General features: G+C 70.7%; 13 protein-coding genes. 7 read left to right on the forward strand and 6 right to left on the reverse strand.

The genetic code is table 11. From position 1 onward, the window contains the following. Positions 1-16: 16 nt before the first annotated feature. Positions 17-400: a toll/interleukin-1 receptor domain-containing protein gene (locus ACFUO4_RS26775; RefSeq protein WP_383489329.1), complete on the reverse strand. Its 384-nt coding sequence runs from the start codon at positions 398-400 to the stop codon at positions 17-19. Positions 401-506: 106 nt separating this feature from the next. Further along, positions 507-2,264 carry a serine hydrolase gene (locus ACFUO4_RS26780; RefSeq protein ID WP_383489332.1) on the reverse strand — a complete coding sequence of 586 codons (1,758 nt, stop codon included), beginning with the start codon at positions 2,262-2,264 and terminating at the stop codon, positions 507-509. Between the two features lie 104 nt (positions 2,265-2,368). Here ACFUO4_RS26780 and ACFUO4_RS26785 point away from each other — a divergent pair, with 104 nt between their 5' ends. After that, positions 2,369-3,478 (forward strand): NAD(P)H-dependent flavin oxidoreductase, encoded by a 1,110-nt coding sequence (locus ACFUO4_RS26785; RefSeq protein ID WP_383489335.1) that lies wholly within the window; start codon positions 2,369-2,371, stop codon positions 3,476-3,478. Between the two features lie 64 nt (positions 3,479-3,542). After that, positions 3,543-5,105 (forward strand): acyl-CoA synthetase, encoded by a 1,563-nt coding sequence (locus tag ACFUO4_RS26790; RefSeq protein WP_383489338.1) that lies wholly within the window; start codon positions 3,543-3,545, stop codon positions 5,103-5,105. Position 5,106: 1 nt separating this feature from the next. On the opposite strand, the gene ACFUO4_RS26795 is transcribed toward ACFUO4_RS26790, so the two are convergent. Next, a complete protein-coding gene (locus tag ACFUO4_RS26795; protein ID WP_383489341.1) occupies positions 5,107-7,497 on the reverse strand; it encodes a penicillin acylase family protein in 2,391 nt (796 codons plus the stop codon). Positions 7,498-7,560: 63 nt separating this feature from the next. Between ACFUO4_RS26795 and ACFUO4_RS26800 the strand changes: the two genes are divergently transcribed. Continuing rightward, positions 7,561-9,054 (forward strand): acyl-CoA synthetase, encoded by a 1,494-nt coding sequence (locus ACFUO4_RS26800; protein ID WP_383489344.1) that lies wholly within the window; start codon positions 7,561-7,563, stop codon positions 9,052-9,054. Here the strand turns inward: ACFUO4_RS26800 and paaK are convergent. Continuing rightward, a complete protein-coding gene (gene paaK / locus ACFUO4_RS26805; RefSeq protein WP_383489347.1) occupies positions 9,051-10,346 on the reverse strand; it encodes a phenylacetate--CoA ligase PaaK in 1,296 nt (431 codons plus the stop codon). The genes ACFUO4_RS26800 and paaK overlap by 4 nt on opposite strands. Positions 10,347-10,557: 211 nt before the next feature. Between paaK and ACFUO4_RS26810 the strand changes: the two genes are divergently transcribed. Continuing rightward, positions 10,558-11,424 carry an alpha/beta fold hydrolase gene (locus ACFUO4_RS26810; RefSeq protein WP_383489350.1) on the forward strand — a complete coding sequence of 289 codons (867 nt, stop codon included), beginning with the start codon at positions 10,558-10,560 and terminating at the stop codon, positions 11,422-11,424. Positions 11,425-11,462: 38 nt separating this feature from the next. After that, positions 11,463-12,149 carry an alpha/beta fold hydrolase gene (locus tag ACFUO4_RS26815; protein WP_383489353.1) on the forward strand — a complete coding sequence of 229 codons (687 nt, stop codon included), beginning with the start codon at positions 11,463-11,465 and terminating at the stop codon, positions 12,147-12,149. Between the two features lie 4 nt (positions 12,150-12,153). On the opposite strand, the gene ACFUO4_RS26820 is transcribed toward ACFUO4_RS26815, so the two are convergent. Next, the gene (locus ACFUO4_RS26820; RefSeq protein WP_383489356.1) at positions 12,154-13,878 is read right to left on the reverse strand and encodes a sulfatase; all 1,725 of its coding nucleotides are present in this window, start codon (positions 13,876-13,878) and stop codon (positions 12,154-12,156) included. A 163-nt stretch (positions 13,879-14,041) separates the two neighbouring features. Beyond that, on the reverse strand, positions 14,042-15,667 hold the full coding sequence (locus ACFUO4_RS26825; protein WP_383489359.1) for an acyl-CoA synthetase: 1,626 nt from the start codon (positions 15,665-15,667) through the stop codon (positions 14,042-14,044). Between the two features lie 181 nt (positions 15,668-15,848). Here ACFUO4_RS26825 and ACFUO4_RS26830 point away from each other — a divergent pair, with 181 nt between their 5' ends. Both ACFUO4_RS26830 and ACFUO4_RS26835 read left to right on the forward strand, forming a co-directional pair. Continuing rightward, entirely contained in the window at positions 15,849-16,649 is an 801-nt protein-coding gene (locus ACFUO4_RS26830; RefSeq protein WP_383489362.1) for a crotonase/enoyl-CoA hydratase family protein, read from the forward strand. A gap of 12 nt (positions 16,650-16,661) precedes the next feature. Further along, positions 16,662-17,645 carry a Zn-ribbon domain-containing OB-fold protein gene (locus ACFUO4_RS26835; RefSeq protein ID WP_383489364.1) on the forward strand — a complete coding sequence of 328 codons (984 nt, stop codon included), beginning with the start codon at positions 16,662-16,664 and terminating at the stop codon, positions 17,643-17,645. Positions 17,646-17,647: the final 2 nt, after the last annotated feature.

A 17,647-nucleotide genomic window follows, 5' to 3' on the forward strand; every position in this document is an offset into this window, starting at 1 on the left:
TGGTCAGCGAACGGCCTCAGCGAATGGCCTTCAAGAGCTGCCCGAATCCCGTGTCCCAGTCCTGGGAGAGATCCGCGTAGCGGAGATCGGCCAGAATCGCCGGTGCGGAGCCACCGAACTTCACCGGCAGGATGCGGACCCCGCAGCCGTCCAGTTGGCGGTGGAGGGCCGACATCCATTCCCGGGAGATCCACGGGCTCATGACACCGGCCGCCGAATAGCAGAGCACCAGATAGGACGTTCCTTCGAGCCCGGAGGTGATGCGGTCGACGATGGAGTCCCCGATTCCGATCTCCCACTCGTCGAACCACACCTGGTGCCCCGCGGCGGAGACATCCTTGGCGAGCCGCTCCGCCTGGGACACATCGACCTTGCGATGACTGATGAAGACGTTCGCCATTTCCATCCCGGGTCGACGGTCGTGCGCGAGAAAGCCCGCGAACTACCTTAATTTACGCGGCTCATGTGATTCCCCAAGATGCTACCTGCCGGTGGCAGCACCACCGTCAGTCGACGGCCGGGGCCCACCCCGCGGTGGCGATCCGCCCGGCGTCACCCGCCCGTGACTCGTCGAAGAGGACGGCGTCAGCGGTCTCAACCCGCAGGCCGTCGACATACGCCCCACGCCCCACGTACAGCCGGTCCGTGGTGTAACGCCAGCGCAGGGTCAGCTGCCGGTGTGCCGGGAGGCCGGCCGTCAGCCGGTGCCACACCCGCCCCGACCAACCGGTGACCGTCCCGGAGGGGTGCTCCTCATGGCCGGTCGTGAACGGCACCGGCTCCCAGCTCGCGCCCCCGTCCGTCGAGGCCTCCAACGCCAGGGCGTCCGCCTGCGGTTCGGTGTCCCACCACAGGGCGCAGCGCAGGCGTGCGGCTCCGGAGGAGGTGTCCAGCACGGGGAGCGTGAGGGTTGCCGTCGTGGCGTTCGCCATCCCGGAGAACCAGGCGGTACGACCGTGCCGTGGGCGGACGGGGACCGCCCGCGACAGGTTGTTCGCGGCGGCTACCCGGGGCGCCGAGCCCGAGCGCCAACTGCGCACGGGGTGCACCGAGTTGCCCAGCACGATCAGGAACGAGTCGGTCGTCGGGTCGAGGACCAGTGACGTGCCGGTGAAACCGGTGTGGCCCGCGGTGCGCGGTGTGGCCATCGCGCCCATGTACCAGTGCTGGTAGAGCTCGAAACCGAGGCCGTGTTCGTCGCCGGGGAAGGCGGTGTTGAAGTCGGTGAACATCAGCTCCACCGACTCGGGGCGCAGGATGCACGTCCGGCCGTACACGCCGCCGTTGAGCAGTGTCCGCCCGAGTACCGCCAGATCCCAGGCGCAGGAGAAGACGCCCGCGTGACCGGCGACCCCGCCCAGGCTGAACGCGTTCTCGTCGTGGACCTTGCCCCACACCAGGCCCCGGTCGAGGCCTGACCAGGGCTTACGGGCGTCCTCTGTCGCCGCGATCCGCGGTTTCCAGGAGGCGGGCGGGTTGTAGCGGGTGCGGCGCATGCCGAGCGGGGCGGTGATCTCGTCGTGCAGGAGGGCGTCCAGGGTGCGGCCGGTCAGCTTCTCCAGGACCAGTTGGAGCGAGATCAGATTCAGGTCGGAGTAGAGGTACTTGGTGCCGGGCGGGTTGAGCGGCGCCTCGTTCCAGATGAGGCGCAGCTTCTCCTCGTAGGTCGGCGCGTTGTAGAGCGGGATCCAGGCACGGAATCCCGAGGTATGGGTCAGGAGTTGACGGATGGTCATGCCCTGCTTGCCCGCGGCGCCGAACTCCGGGAGGTAGGAAGCGACGGTTGCTTCCAGCTCCACGTGACCTCGCTCGATCTGCTGGACGGCGAGGATCGAGGTGAACAGCTTGGAGACCGAGGCCAGGTCGAAGACGGTGTCCTCGGCCATGGGGATCTGGTCGGCGGGCGGGAACTCCACGCCCGTGTCCGTCTTCTCGTCGTACGCCGAATAGCGCACCGCCGTCCCGATCGGCCTGTGCAGGGCCACGGTGCCGCCGCGTCCGGCGAGGAGCACCGCGCCCGCGTACCAGGGGTGCTTGGGGGAGGGGCCGAGGAACGTCTCGGCGTCGGTGACGAGTCGGCGGAGGTGGTCCTCCAGGAGACCTGCCCGCTGCGCGGATCCGTGGCGGAGAGTGGGCCGGCCTCCGAGGGGCGCCGCCGACGCGGGGCCGGCCGGGAACGGGGCGATGGCGAGGGCGCCTCCGAGTGCGAGGGCTCTTCGGGTGAGCTGACGGCGGGACAGTCCGGTGTGCGCCTCATCAGTCATCGGGAAACTCTATCCCCGGCAGATGACTTCAGCCCCGGCACGGAATCTGACGGAGCATCAGAAAACCTCTTCCGTCCTCCGGAGGACTGCGGCATCCTGCGCCCATGCAGACGGAGCTGAGCAAGAAACTGGGAGTCGAGCACGCCGTCTTCGGCTTCACGCCGTTCCCCGCCGTCGCTGCGGCCATCAGCCGGGCCGGTGGCTTCGGGGTGCTCGGCGCGGTCCGCTACACCGCCCCCGACGACCTCAAGCGCGACCTCGACTGGATCGAGGGGCATGTGGACGGCAAGCCGTACGGCCTGGACGTCGTCATGCCCGCCAAGAAGGTGGAGGGCGTCACGGAGGCGGACGTCGAGGCGATGATCCCCGAGGGACACCGGCAGTTCGTCCGGGACACCCTCGCCAAGTACGGCGTGCCCGAGCTGGCCGAGGGGGAGGCGTCCGGGTGGCGCATCACCGGGTGGATGGAGCAGGTCGCCCGCACCCAGCTCGACGTCGCCTTCGACTACCCGATCAAGCTGCTCGCCAACGCCCTCGGCTCGCCGCCCGCCGACGTGGTGGAGCGCGCCCATGACCGGGGCGTCCTCGTGGCCGCGCTCGCGGGCAGCGCCCGGCACGCGCTCAAGCACAAGGAGGGCGGCATCGACGTCGTCGTCGCCCAGGGCTACGAGGCCGGCGGCCACACCGGCGAGATCGCCTCCATGGTGCTGACCCCCGAGGTCGTGGACGCCGTCGGCCCGCTGCCCGTGCTGGCCGCGGGCGGCATCGGCAGCGGCCAGCAGGTGGCGGCCGCGCTCGCCCTCGGCGCGCAGGGTGTGTGGCTGGGCTCGCTCTGGCTCACCTGCACCGAGGCCGACATGTCCTCGCCCGCGGTGACCCGCAAACTCCTCGCCGCGAGCTCCTCCGACACCGTCCGCTCCCGTGCCCTCACCGGCAAACCCGCACGTCAGCTGCGCACCGAGTGGACCGACGCCTGGGACGACCCGAACGGCCCCGGCACCCTCCCCATGCCGCTTCAGGGCCTCCTCGTCGCCGACGCCCTCACCCGCATCCAGAAGTACGAGGTCGAGCCGCTGCTCGGCACCCCCGTCGGACAGATCGTCGGCCGGATGAACCGCGAACGCAGTGTCCAGGACGTCTTCGACGACCTCACCCGCGGCTTCGAACAGGCCGTGGACCGCATCAACCGCATCGCCGGAAGGAGCGGCCGGTGACCAGCACACGCCCGCCGGAAGAAGCGGTGGGGGACAGGCGCACGTCCACCGGAAGGAGCGGCCGATGACCAGCACCACGAGCACACCCCCCGCCGGATTCTGGGCGCAGGCCGCCGCCGACCCCGATCGCCCTGTCCTCGTCGACCCGGGCGGTGAGGAATGGACCGCCGGCCGGCTGCACGCCGCCGCCAACCGTCTCGTCCACGGCCTGCGTGCCGCCGGGCTGCGGCGCGGTGACGCCTTCGCCGTCGTCCTGCCCAACGGTGTCGAGCTCTTCACCGCTCATCTCGCCGCCACCCAGGCGGGGTTGTACCTCGTCCCGATCAACCACCACTTCGTCGGCCCCGAGATCGCCTGGATCGTCGCCGACTCCGGCGCCAAGGTCTTCCTCGCCCACGAACGCTTCGCCGCGGCCGCCCGCCACGCCGCCGACGAGGCCGGCCTCCCGGCCACGCACCGGTACGCCGTCGGGAAGGTCGAGGGCTTCCGGCCGTACGCCGAACTCCTCGACGGACAACCGGAGTCGGCGCCCCGGGACCGCGAGCTCGGCTGGGTCATGAACTACACCTCGGGTACCACGGGCCGCCCCCGCGGCATCCGCCGCCCGCTGCCCGGCAAGGCCCCCGAGGAGGCCTATCTGGGCGGTTTCCTCGGCATCTTCGGGATCAAGCCGTACGACGACAACGTCCACCTCGTCTGCTCGCCGCTGTACCACACGGCGGTCCTCCAGTTCGCGAGCGCGTCCCTGCACATCGGCCACCGCCTGGTCCTGATGGACAAGTGGACGCCCGAGGAGATGCTGCGCCTGATCGACACGCACCGCTGCACGCACACCCACATGGTCCCCACCCAGTTCCACCGCCTGCTGGCGCTGCCCGAGGAGACGCGGGCACGGTACGACGTCTCGTCGATGCGGCACGCCATCCACGGCGCCGCCCCCTGCCCCGACCATGTCAAGCGGGCGATGCTGGACTGGTGGGGTCCGTGCGTGGAGGAGTACTACGCGGCCAGCGAGGGCGGCGGCGCCTTCGCCACCGCGGAGGACTGGCTGAAGAAGCCCGGCACGGTCGGAAAGGCCTGGCCCATCAGCGAGTTGGCGATCTTCGACGACGAGGGCAACCGGCTGCCTGCCGGTGAACTCGGCACCGTCTACCTGAAGATGAACACCGGCGGCTTCGCGTACCACAAGGACGAGACGAAGACGAAGAAGAACCGCATCGGCGACTTCTTCACCGTCGGGGACCTCGGCTACCTCGACGAGGACGGCTATCTCTTCCTGCGCGACCGCAAGATCGACATGATCATCTCGGGCGGGGTCAACATCTACCCCGCCGAGATCGAGTCCGCCCTCCTGTCCCACCCCGCCGTCGCCGACGCGGCCGCCTTCGGCATCCCGCACGACGACTGGGGCGAGGAGGTCAAGGCCGTCGTCGAACCGGCCCCCGGTCAGGAACCCGGCCCGGACCTCGCCGCCACCCTCCTCGCCCACTGCGCCGGGCAACTGGCCGGCTACAAATGCCCCAAGACCGTCGACTTCATCACGGAGATGCCCCGCGACCCCAACGGCAAGCTGTACAAGCGGCGGTTGCGGGATCCGTACTGGGAGGGGCGTTCCCGGCCGGTCTGAGTCACGAGTGAACCCGCACCACGCGCAGCGACGGCGACGACAGGATGTCCTTCTCGCAGAAGCGGGACGTCACCCAGCGCTCCTGGGAGAAGAGCCGGGTCTGGTCGCTGTAGTGCGGGGAGTTGGGGTTCGAGGACTGGGAGTACGTCAGGAGGGTGCGGGCCACCGGGCAGCGGCTGCCGTCCCAGCCGACCGCCTGGATGTAGCTTGAGCCGGTCGACACCTCGGTGTAACCGCCGGCCGCCGCGTCCCACACGGGCTCGACCTTGTTCCAGACGCCGAGCGACTCGGTGCCCCCGGGGACGGGGATGCGCTTGCCGTTCCGGACGACGAACTGGTGGTCACCCAACGGGGAGTTGAGCGGGATGTCCGCCGTGCGCAGCTCGGTGACGGTGTCCGCCAGCGCGGTGGTGAACGCCGCGGTGCCCGCGTTCAGGGTGTTCGGGGTGCCGACCGGGTCGGCTGCCGAGAACGGCACCTTCCACAGCTGGGCCGCGGGGAGGCGACGCCACAGGCGGTCGAAGAGCAGCGCGCCCCGGCTGTCGGTGTCCGCCGTCCGGTCCCACGCCGCGAGCACCCCGCACGCCTCGGACACGTCGACGGCCTTGCCGTCACTGCCCGTTGCCGTGCCGCCCGGCAACGCGGCACAGGCCTTCGCCGCGTCGGCCGCGATCAGGTCGCCGGCCGGGACCCGGTTGGCGAACTGCTGCCCCTGGAGGTCCTTCACCGTCAGATCGCCGCGCCGCGCCATCGCCGCCACGTCCTCGATCGCCCCGCGCGTCCGCATCGACCGCTGCGTACCGATCGTGCCGAAGATCCGCTCGTATCCGGTCAACGGCCGCTCGGCGTTGGCCAGCCAGGCGCTGTCGTTGGAGTTCTCCGCGTACGGGGCGTCCGTGAGGGTCGGCATCCTCGCCGGGCCGAAGATCCCCGGCTGGACGGCGTCGGGGTCGCTGCCGAGAGCGCAGTCGCCGCGCGAACCGTCGAGCACCGCCAGACCCGCGGACGGGTAGGTGACCTTGCCGAGCGGGGTGGAGCAGCGCTGGGCCAGCTCGTCGGTGATGCGGGGGAGCACCTGGGACTGGGTGAACAGCGAGTGACCGGCCGCGTCGGCGGCGATCGTGTTCACCCACGGCAACCCCTGCGTCCGCTGCAGGGACTTCAGCACGTCCGCCGTGCCGCGCGCCTTGCTGAAACCGAGCGCGGTGTCCGAGGCGCGCAGGTTCGCCGCGTTCGGGTCGTTGAGGGCGTACGCCGTCGTGGTCGTCCAGGGCAGCGGGACGGACGCGCCGAGCGAGGTGACGACGGGGCCGTACCGCGTCCACCACTGGGTGCGGGTGACCGGGGCGCCGTCCTTCGTCTCGACGGTGACCGTGCGCTTCGTCATCCGCTCGGGCCTGCCGTCCACGAGGTACGTCGTCGGGTCGGCCGGATCGAGGGTGAGCTGGTGGAGGTTGAGGGGGACTCCCGTGGCGACGGTGTGGCTCCACGCCACCCGGGAGTTGTGGCCTATGGACACCGTCGCCGTGCCGAGCAACGAGCCACCGGAGACGTTCAGTTCACCCGGGATCGTCTGCTGCGACTGCCAGAACCGCCGGCCGCCCTGCCAGGGGTAGTGGGGATTGCCCAGCAGCAGACCGCGGCCGTTCGCGGTCGTCGCGCCGCTGAAGGCGACGGCGTTGGACCCCATGTCGGCGGAGTCGGCGGCCAGCAGCTCGCGGGCCGCCCGGGCCGTGTCCCGGGCGTTCGGGGCGCCGGTCGCGGTCGTCGTCGGCGGCTGGGCGGCCGTGATGCCGTCGACGCCTCTGCCCTGGCCACCCAGCACGGCGAACGCCAACCCGCGCGCCGCGACGTCGAGTTCGGTCACCGGCCGGACCCAGGCGGCACCCTTGCACGCCGGGTCGGTGATCCGGTTCTGCCGCAGCCAGGCGTTGTACCCGGTGGCGAAGCCCCGCATCAGATCCTTCGCCCGTCGGCTCGGGCCCGTCGGCGCCGGTTCGGCGAGGAGCTTCTCCACCGTGCCCGACTCCCGAACTCCCTTGAAATAGAGGTCGCTCGAGAGGTTCTTTGTGGCCGAGGAGAGGGAGAAGTCGGGTGCGGCGTCCGGCCCGAAGAAGCGGGACCGCTCGCCGCGCACGGTCACGAATCCGTCGGCGAGCGTGCACACCTGGTCGGCGGCCTGTGCCCACCCGGTGCCGAAGCCGAGGTCCGCGTAGTCCTTGGCGACGATGTGCGGAATGCCGTACTCGGTGTAGCGGATGGTGGCGGACAGTCCGCCGTGCGAGGGGTGTTGCTGCCGGCCTTGGCCCTGAGCGGCGGCGGCCGGCAGGGCGGTGGCGGCGGTGAGCAGGGCGACGGCCGTGACGACGGCACGTCTGAGGCGGGTGCGCATGGTGCCTCCCAACGTCATTGAGGGAAGGAGCGGTTGAGCGTACCAACCGGTAGGTTGACCTGTATGACGTCTGGACACGGCAGCACGGTTGACGGGGTGCTGCGCCGCAGCGCCCGGCGCACCCCGGCGCGGGTCGCGGTGGAGTACGCCGAGCGCTCATGGACGTACGAGGAACTCGACGCGGCCGTCTCCCGCGCGGCGAGCCTGTTGCTGGGCGAGGGCCTCTCGCGCGGCGACCGGGTCGGCGCCTACGGCCACAACTCCGACGCCTACCTGATCGCCTTCCTCGCCTGCGCCCGCGCGGGCCTCGTGCACGTCCCGGTCAACCAGAACCTCACCGGCGACGACCTCGCGTACATCGTCGGCCAGTCGGGCAGCACGCTGGTCCTCACGGACCCCGACCTCGCCGCCCGACTCCCGGACGGCGTAAGGACGTTGCCGCTGCGGGACGCCGACGACTCCCTGCTCGCGCGCCTGCCCGGGGTGCCCGCCTACGACGGCCCGGAACCGCGCAGCGAGGACCTCGTCCAACTGCTCTACACCTCCGGTACGACCGCCCTCCCGAAGGGCGCGATGATGACGCACCGCGCCCTGGTGCACGAATACCTCAGCGCGATCACCGCCCTCGACCTGAGCGCCGGCGACCGCCCCGTGCACTCGCTCCCGCTGTACCACTCGGCGCAGATGCACGTCTTCCTGCTGCCCTATCTCGCCGCCGGCGCGACGAACATCATCCTCGACGCCCCCGACGGCGACCGCCTCTTCGACCTGATCGAGGCGGGCCGGGCCGACAGCCTCTTCGCCCCGCCCACGGTCTGGATCGGCCTGTCCAACCGCCCCGACTTCGCCACCCGCGACCTCGGCGGACTGCGCAAGGCCTACTACGGTGCCTCGATCATGCCGGTACCGGTCCTGGAACGCCTGCGCGAACGGCTCCCGAAGCTCGCCTTCTACAACTGCTTCGGCCAGAGCGAGATCGGCCCGCTGGCGACCGTCCTCGCCCCCGACGAGCACAAGGGCCGGATGGACTCCTGCGGCCGCCCGGTTCTCTTCGTCGACGCACGGGTCGTGGACGAGGACGGCAAGGAGGTGCCCGACGGCACGCCCGGCGAGATCGTCTACAAGTCCCCGCAGTTGTGCGAGGGCTACTGGGACAAGCCCGAGGAGACCGCCGACGCCTTCCGCGACGGCTGGTTCCACTCCGGCGACCTCGCGGTCCGCGACGCACACGGCTACTTCACCATCGTCGACCGGGTGAAGGACGTCATCAACTCCGGTGGCGTGCTGGTCGCTTCCCGCCAGGTCGAGGACGCCCTCTACACGCACGAGGGCGTCGCCGAGGTCGCGGTGATCGGGCTGCCCGACGAACGGTGGATCGAGGCGGTCACGGCGGTGGTCGTGCCGCGGGGCGACGTGACGGAGGAGGCCTTGATCGCTCACGCCCGGGAACAGCTCGCCCACTTCAAGGCACCCAAGCGGGTGCTGTTCGTGGAGGAGCTGCCGCGCAACGCGAGCGGGAAGATCCTGAAACGGGAACTGCGGGACAGGTTCTCCTAGCGGGGCCGCAGGTCCACGATCCGCCGGATCTTCCCCACCGACCGCTCCAGCGACTCGGGTTCGACGACCTCGACGGAGACCGACACACCGATGCCGTCCTTGACGGCCGCGGCGATGGACCGTACGGCGGCCTCCCGGTCCTCCGGTGTGGCGTCGGGCCGGGCCTCGGCCCGGACGGTGAGGGCGTCGAGGCGGCCCTCGCGGGTCAGCCGCAGCTGGAAGTGGGGCGCGACGCCCGGCGTGCGCAGCACGATCTCCTCGATCTGCGTGGGGAAGAGATTGACGCCCCGCAGGATCACCATGTCGTCGCTGCGCCCGGTGACCTTCTCCATACGGCGGAAGACGCGGGCGGTGCCCGGCAGCAGGCGGGTCAGGTCCCGGGTCCGGTACCGGATGACGGGCATCGCCTCCTTCGTGAGCGAGGTGAAGACCAGCTCGCCCTGCTCGCCGTCCGGCAGCACCTCGCCGGTGATCGGGTCGACGACCTCGGGGTAGAAGTGGTCCTCCCACACATGGAGGCCGTCCTTGGTCTCGACGCACTCCTGCGCGACGCCCGGGCCGATCACCTCCGACAGCCCGTAGATGTCGACCGCGTCGATCGCGAACCGCTCCTCGATCTCCCGGCGCATCTGCTCCGTCCACGGTTCGGCGCCGAACACGCCCACCTCCAGGGAGGTGCCGCGCGGGTCCACGCCCTGCCGCTCGAACTCGTCGAGGATCGTCAGCATGTACGACGGCGTCACCATGATGACCCGGGGCTTGAGGTCCTGGATCAGCTGGACCTGACGGCCGGTCATGCCGCCGGACGCGGGGACGACCGTACAGCCCAGCCGTTCGGCACCGTAGTGCGCGCCGAGACCGCCGGTGAACAGGCCGTATCCGTAGGCCACATGAACCGTGTCGCCGGGACGCGCGCCGGCCGCGCGCAGGGAGCGGGCCACCATGTCGGACCAGAGCGAGAGATCGCCGTCGGTGTAGCCGACGACGGTCGGGCGGCCGGTGGTGCCGCTGGAGGCGTGGATGCGCCGGATACGGTCCCGGGGCACGGCGAACATCCCGTACGGGTAGTTCTCGCGCAGGTCGGCCTTGGTGGTGAAGGGGAAGCGGGCGAGGTCGGCGAGGGAGCGGCAGTCGTCGGGATGGACGCCCGCCTTGTCGAAGGACTCCCGGTAGAACGGCACATGGTCGTACGCGTGCCGCAGCGACGCCCGCAGCCGCTCCGACTGAAGCGCCCGCAACGCCTGCCCGTCCAGCCGTTCCCCCGCGTCCAGCAACTCCGCCGCATCCGCCATCGGGACGTCCACCTCACCAACCACAGCAATCCGGGCGACCGATCATTCGGTCGAGGTCTCGGGGATCAGTAATCCAGGCCGCGGGAGATCAAGCAAGAGGTGGGCGTCCACTTTTCCGGATGCGCCGGGGCAGCGGACGGAATCGGGTTGCGGCCAGGGCGGCGGACGGAATTGCCTTGCGGGCCGGGCGGCCGGTCGTGAGGATCGCGGTATGCCGATCTTCGCCGCGCCCGACGGAACCGAGCTCACCTATCACCTGAAGGGCGAGGGCGAACCCCTCGTCGTCCTGCCCGGAGGGCCCATGCAGGCCTCCCGCTACCTCGGCGATCTGGGCGGGCTCGCCGCCCACCGGCAGCTCGTGCTGCTCGATCTGCGGGGGACCGGCGACTCCGCCGTGCCAGTCGACCCGGCCACGTACCGGTGCGATCGGCTGGTGGACGACGTGGAGGCGCTGCGGGTGCGGCTGGGACTGGAGCACATGGACGTCCTGGCGCACTCGGCCGGTGGCAGCCTCGCCATGCTGTACGCCGCCCGGTACCCGGAGCGGGTGCGGCGGCTCGTGCTGGTCACCGCCAATCCGTGGGCGCTCGGGACGGCGGCCCCGCCCGAGGACCGGCTGGCCGCGGCGCTGCTGCGGAAGGACGAACCGTGGTTCCCGGCGGCGTTCCCGGCTTTCGAGGCCTGGCTGAGCGGTGCGCCCGACTACGATCCGGCCATCGCACCGTTCTTCTACGGCCGCTGGGACCGGGCCGCCCAGGAGCACCACGCCCGCGGCGACGAGGAGTTCAACGAAGAGGCCGAGGCCGTGTACGGCTCCGAGGGCGCCTACGACCCGCCCGCCACGCACGCGGCGCTGTCCCGGCTCCCTGCCCCGGTCCTCGTCCTCGCCGGTGAGCTCGACGGGGCCCCTCGGCCCGAACTGGCCCGCCGCACCGCCGACGTCTTCCCGCACGCCGAACTCGCCGTCCAGCCCGGCGCCGCGCACTATCCGTGGCTCGACGATCCGGAGTGGTTCGTACGACATGTCTCCGCGTTCCTCGACGGGAGCGGAACCCCGGCTCTGCCCTCGGCAGAGTAGGGGCGTGCGGCGTCGCGTCCCCGGATACGTTGCCCCGCATGAACACCGTCAAGGCCAACGGCATCACCCTCGCCTACCGCGCCTGGGGTCCCGAGGACGCGCCCCCCGTCCTCCTGCTGCACTGCCGTGGTGCCGACGGCGCGGACTGGACCCAGATCGCGGAACGCCTCGCGGCGGCGCCGCGCCGGGTCTACGCCCCTGATCTGCGCGGTCACGGGCGCAGCGACTGGCCGGGCGGCTACGCGTGCGAGGCGATGCGTGACGACATCCATGGCTTCCTCGACGCGCTCGGCGTCCGGCGCACCGACCTCGTCGGGCACTCCCTCGGCGGCACCGTCGCCTATCTCCTCGCCCAGCACACACCGGACCGCGTACGACGCCTCGTGCTGGAGGACGTACCCGCGCCGTTCCCCCTCGACCCGCCCCGCCCGCCCGCCGAACGGCCCGACGGGGAACTGTCGTTCGACTGGGCGATGGTGCGCGACACCGACCGGCAGCGGAACGCCCCCGATCCTGTGTGGTGGGACCACATGAGGCGGATCACCATGCCCACGCTGGTGATCGGGGGCGGGGCCACGAGCCTGATTCCGCAGGACCAGGTCGCCGCGGTCGCCGCGACGATCCCCGGCGCACGGCTCGTCACCGTCGACGGGGCCGGGCATCTCGTGCACGAGACGTGTCCGGAGGAGTTCCTGGCGGTGGTGGAGCCCTTCCTCAAGGAGTGACCCGCTACTTCGCGTACGCCGTCATGAACCGGTCCCGGAACTTGTCCATGGGCCACACCGGCGCGTTCCCGGCCGGCTTGAGGCCCTCCGTCCAGCCCCAGGAGGAGATCCGGTCCAGCACCTTCGGGTCGCGGGCCACGATCGTGATCGGCACGTCCTTGTTGGTGTCGCCGCCGGTGACGGTCGGGACGGGCTGGTGGTCGCCGAGGAAGACGAGGACCGTGTTGTCGTCGCCGTAGCGCTCGACCCACTCGGTGAGGCTCTGCAGCGAGTACTCGATGGCCTTGCGGTACTCGGTGCGCACCCGCTTCGCGCTCTTCCAGACCTCCTTGGGGTCCGTCCCCTCCTTCTTGATCTGCTCGAAGACCGAGCCGTCGCCGAGCTGGTCCCAGTCGATCATGTGGGCGATCGGCGACCAGGGGTTGTGGCTGGAGGCCAGGATGATCTCCGCCATGATCGGGTCGCGGTTCTGCTTGCCGTGCTCAAGGCGCTCGAAGGATTCGAGGCTGAACTGGTCAGGGACCGGCGTCCAGCTGAAGTAGGGGCCGTTGTAGCCGAGGTGGGTGGAGTCGTAGATGTGGTCGAGGCCGAAGTACTTGCCCTCGGGCCACGCCTTGCGCACCCCCGGCACGATCCCGACCGTGCGCCAGGCGCCGGTCTTCTGGAAGTAGCTGGTGAGGGTGGCGCGGTCGCCGGTGGTGAGGCTGCGGTAGCGCTGCTGGTTCTTGACCCACAGGCCGGAAAGGAACGTCGAGTGCGCCAGCCAGCTGCCCGCGCCGGTGACGGGCGAGCTGAGCCAGCCGCTGCGGGACTGGAATCCGGCGGCCTTGAGCCGGTTGTTGCCGTCCTGGAGCGCCGCGTCGATCTGCGGGGCCATCGCCGGGTCGTCGATCGCGACCCGGCCGTAGCTCTCGATGAACGTGAACAGCACGTCCTTGCCGCGCAGTCCGGTCAGCAGCTGGTCGGGCGGGGTGTTCGCGAAGGCGTCGACCTTGGCCTGCTTCTCGAAGACCTTGGCGTCGACCAGGCCGTCGTGCACCTGCTGGACCCGGTTGGCGACGAACTGGATGTTGCCCTTGGTGGCGAAGGTGAGCCCGCCGAACTGGACGCCCATGGTGAAGCAGACGATCCACACGGTGCCCAGGACGAGCGTCGTACGGGCGGCCACCGCGCGGTGCCGGACCATGAGGTTCGACAGCCGCACCACGGAGAGCGTGCACAGCGCGAGCACGGACACGAACAGCACGATCACCGCGGTGATGGCGAGCAGCTCGCCCGAACGGCCGTACGACTCCCGGACGAAGTCCGCCGCGTCGTCCAGCAGGATCCAGTCGAAGACCAGGTCGAAGGGGCGGGCCAGGGTCTGCCGGAAGCCCATGTCGAGGAACTTGACGACCGTGAACAGGCCCAGGAACACGCCCGAGGCGACGGCCGTGATCCGGCGCGCCCTCGCCGGCAGGGCGAGGAGCAGGCCCGCGAGGAGGATCGCCTCGACGGGCAGGCGCAGGAAGGACTCGAACCTGATCCAGTCGAGGCGGTTGGGCACGAGCAGCGCGCCGAGCACCAGCGCGGCGGCCAGCACGGTCGTGCCGAGGGCCACGCCGCGCGCGGTACGGGGGTAGCGGCGACGCCAGCCGAACCACCCGGGTTTCCCCGAGGGCGCCACATCCTCCGGCCCTTGTGTCGCTTCCGCCTCAGCCGGTTCCTCGCCCCCGGTGGCGTCCGACATCTCGGTGCTGTCCGACGACTGACGAGAGCGAGGTGTGAAGAGCGACACCCGGCGGTCCTTCCGTACGGTCTTGCGATGGCATGACGAACAAAGCCCTGTGAGCGAGCCTGCCACCACCAGTACGTCCGTGGGTCACCGACGGTTCAATCGTGACGACCGGAATTCATCCGTCCGCCCCCGCCGCCACCTCTCCCGCCGCCACCTCCCGCGCCCACCGGTAGTCCGCCTTGCCGCTCGGGGAGCGCTGTATGGACTCCGCGATCACCAGCTGCCGGGGGATCTTGTACCCGGCGAGACGGGACCGGCAGTGCGTCTGTATGTCGTCGAGCGACGGCCGGGCCGCGCCGTCCCGCAGCTGTACGACCGCTGCCACGTGGTGGCCCCACTTCACGTCCGGCACCCCGGCCACCAGGGCGTCGTACACGTCTGGATGGGACTTGAGCGCCTGCTCCACCTCCTCGGGGTACACCTTCTCGCCGCCGGTGTTGATGCACTGCGACCCGCGTCCCAGGACGACGACGACCCCGTCCTCGTCGACGGTGGCCATGTCGCCGAGCAGCACCCAGCGCTCGCCGTCCTTCTCGAAGAAGGTCTCGCCCGTCTTCCGCGGGTCGTTGTAATAGCCGAGGGGGACGTGGCCGCACTGCGCGACCCGGCCCACCTCGCCCGGCACGACCGGCTCGTGGGTGGCCGGGTCGACCACCTGGGTACGGGAGTTGACCCGGACCCGGAAGCCCCGCTCGGGGCCGGAGTCGTCCGTCGCGGTGCCGTTGAAGCCGGACTCCGAGGAACCGAAGTTGTTGAGCAGCATCACGTTCGGGACGAGGGCCTGGAACTGCCGGCGCACCGTGTCCGACATGATCGCCCCCGACGACGACACGCTGAACATCGACGACATGTCCGTGCCCTTCATGGGCCCCTCGAGCGCGTCGATCAACGGGCGCAGCATCGCGTCGCCGACCAGGGACATGCTGGTGACGCGCTCCTTCTCGACGGTCCGCAGCACCTCCTCGGGGACGAACTTGCGGTGGATCACGACGCGTTGGCCGAAGTTGAAGCCGATGAAGGCGGTGAGGGTGGAGGTGCCGTGCATCAGCGGGGGAGTGGGGAAGAAGGTGATCCCCGAGCCGCCCGCGGCGACCCGTTCGGCGAGTTCCCCGGGCTTCTTCACCGGCTCGCCGGTCGGTGCGCCGCCGCCCATCCCCGAGAAGAACAGGTCCTCCTGACGCCACATCACACCCTTGGGCATCCCGGTGGTGCCGCCGGTGTAGATGATGAACTGGTCGTCTCCGGAGCGTCGCGGGAACCCGCGCTCGGGCGACCCGGCGGCCTCGGCGTCCGCGAACGCCGTGGCGTCCGGCCCCGCCTCCCCGTCCCCGACCCGCACCAGGTGACGCAGCTTCTCCGTCAGCGGCAGTGCCGCCGCCACCCGTTCGCCGAACTCCGCGTCGAAGAACAGCCCCACCAGGTCGGCGTCCCGGTACAGGTACACCAACTCGTCCTCCACGTACCGGTAGTTGACGTTCACCGGCACGATCCGTGCCTTGAGGCAGCCGATCGCGGCCTGGAGGTACTCGATGCCGTTGTACAGGTGCAGTCCGACGTGCTCGCCGGGCCGGATGCCGTGGTCGATCAGATGGTGGGCGATGCGATTGGCGGCCGCGTCCAGTTCCGCGTACGTCAACCGGCGATCCGCTCCGGTACCGGGGATGTCGAGGTAGACCAGCGCCTCACGGTCCGGGACCACGTCCACGACCGACTCGAACAGGTCGGCAAGGTTGTACTCCACAGCTCCTCCTGACCTCGCCCATGACCGGTTGCCGGCCATCAGAGCAAAGGGCGGCACAAGTGTGAAGGGTCCGCGCGAAGAAATCTGACTGTCTGTCAGAAAACTCTTGAAGAGCCCGGGCGGCTCCTGCAACCTGTTCTCGTTCTGCCAGTGGGAGAGCCTTTTCGAGGGGAGACGGTCAATGGGTGGGACGGAACACCTCACCGTGCGGCGCGAGGGCGCCACACTGGTGCTCACGCTCAACCGGCCGGAGGCCAGGAACGCGCTCTCGCTGGCGATGCTCGTCGGCTTGTACGACGGCTGGCTGGAAGCCGACGCGGACGACACGGTCCGCTCGATCGTGTTCACCGGCGCGGGCGGCTCCTTCTGCGCCGGCATGGACCTCAAGGCCCTCGCCGGCAACGGCATGGAGGGCGAGCAGTACCGCGACCGCCTCAAGGCCGACCCCGACCTGCACTGGAAGGCGATGCTCCGCCACCACCGCCCCCGCAAGCCGGTGATTGCCGCCGTCGAGGGGTACTGCGTCGCGGGCGGCACCGAGATGCTCCAGGGCACCGACATCCGCGTCGCCGGGGAGTCGGCGACCTTCGGCCTGTTCGAGGTCAGGCGCGGCCTGTTCCCGATCGGCGGCTCCACCGTCCGCCTGCCGCGCCAGATCCCGCGCACCCACGCCCTGGAGATGCTGCTCACCGGCCGCCCGTACAGCGCCCGCGAGGCCGCCGGCATCGGCCTGATCGGCCACGTGGTCCCCGACGGCACGGCCCTGGCCAAGGCCCTGGAGATCGCCGAACAGATCAACTCCTGCGCCCCGCTGGCGGTCGAGGCCGTCAAGGCGTCCGTCTACGAGACCGCCGAACTGACCGAGACCGACGGCCTCGCCGCCGAACTCAAGCGCGGCTGGCCGGTGTTCGACACCGCCGACGCCAAGGAAGGCGCCCGCGCCTTCGCGGAGAAGCGCCCGCCCGTCTACAAGCGCCACTGAAGGAGGCCGGCGATGCCGGAAGTCCTGAAAGCCCCGCTGGTCGTCGAGTTCCCCTTCACCCGCTCCCTCGGCCCGGTCCAGAGCGCCTTCCTGACCGGCCTGCGCGACCGCGTCGTCCTCGGCGTCCGCACCGGCGACGGCCGCACCCTCGTACCGCCCGTCGAGTACGACCCCGTCACCGCCGAGGAGATCCGCGACCTCGTCGAGGTGGCCCCCACCGGCACGGTCACCACCTGGGCCTGGAACCACGAGCCGCGCCGCGGCCAGCCGTTGGACACCGCCTTCGCCTGGGTCCTCGTCCGTCTCGACGGCGCCGACACCGCCCTCCTGCACGCCCTCGACGCCCCCGGCCCCGAGGCCGTCCACACCGGCATGCGGGTCCGCGTCCGCTGGGCCGAGGACCGCGTCGGCGCGATCACCGACATCGCCTGCTTCGAGCCGTACGACGGAGCCGCGGCACAACCGAGCCGCCACGACGGCGGGTTCGAGGAACACGCACACCGACCGACCGGTCACAGCGGCGAGTTCGAGGACCCGGTCACCGGCATCATCGCGGCCGCCCGCCTCGACTACACCTACTCACCCGGCCGCGCCCAGACCGCCTACATCAACGCCCTCGCCGACCACCGCGCCGTGGGCGAACGCTGCCCGTCCTGCCGCAAGGTGTACGTCCCCCCGAGGGGCGCCTGCCCCACCTGCGGCGTCGCCACCTCGGAACAGGTCGAGGTGGGCCCGGCGGGCACGGTCACCACCTTCTGCATCGTCAACATCAAGGCGAAGAACCTCGACATCGAAGTCCCCTACGTCTACGCCCACATCGCCCTCGACGGCGCCGACCTCGCCCTGCACGGACGCATCGGCGGCATCCCGTACGACCAGGTGCGGATGGGCCTCAGGGTCGAGCCGGTGTGGACGGAAGGCGGCCGCTACCCCGACCACTACCGGCCCACCGGCGAACCCGACGCGGACTACGAGACCTACAAGGAGCTGCTGTGACA

Source organism: Streptomyces sp. NPDC057280 (genome assembly GCF_042668605.1).
Taxonomy (GTDB): domain Bacteria; phylum Actinomycetota; class Actinomycetes; order Streptomycetales; family Streptomycetaceae; genus Streptomyces.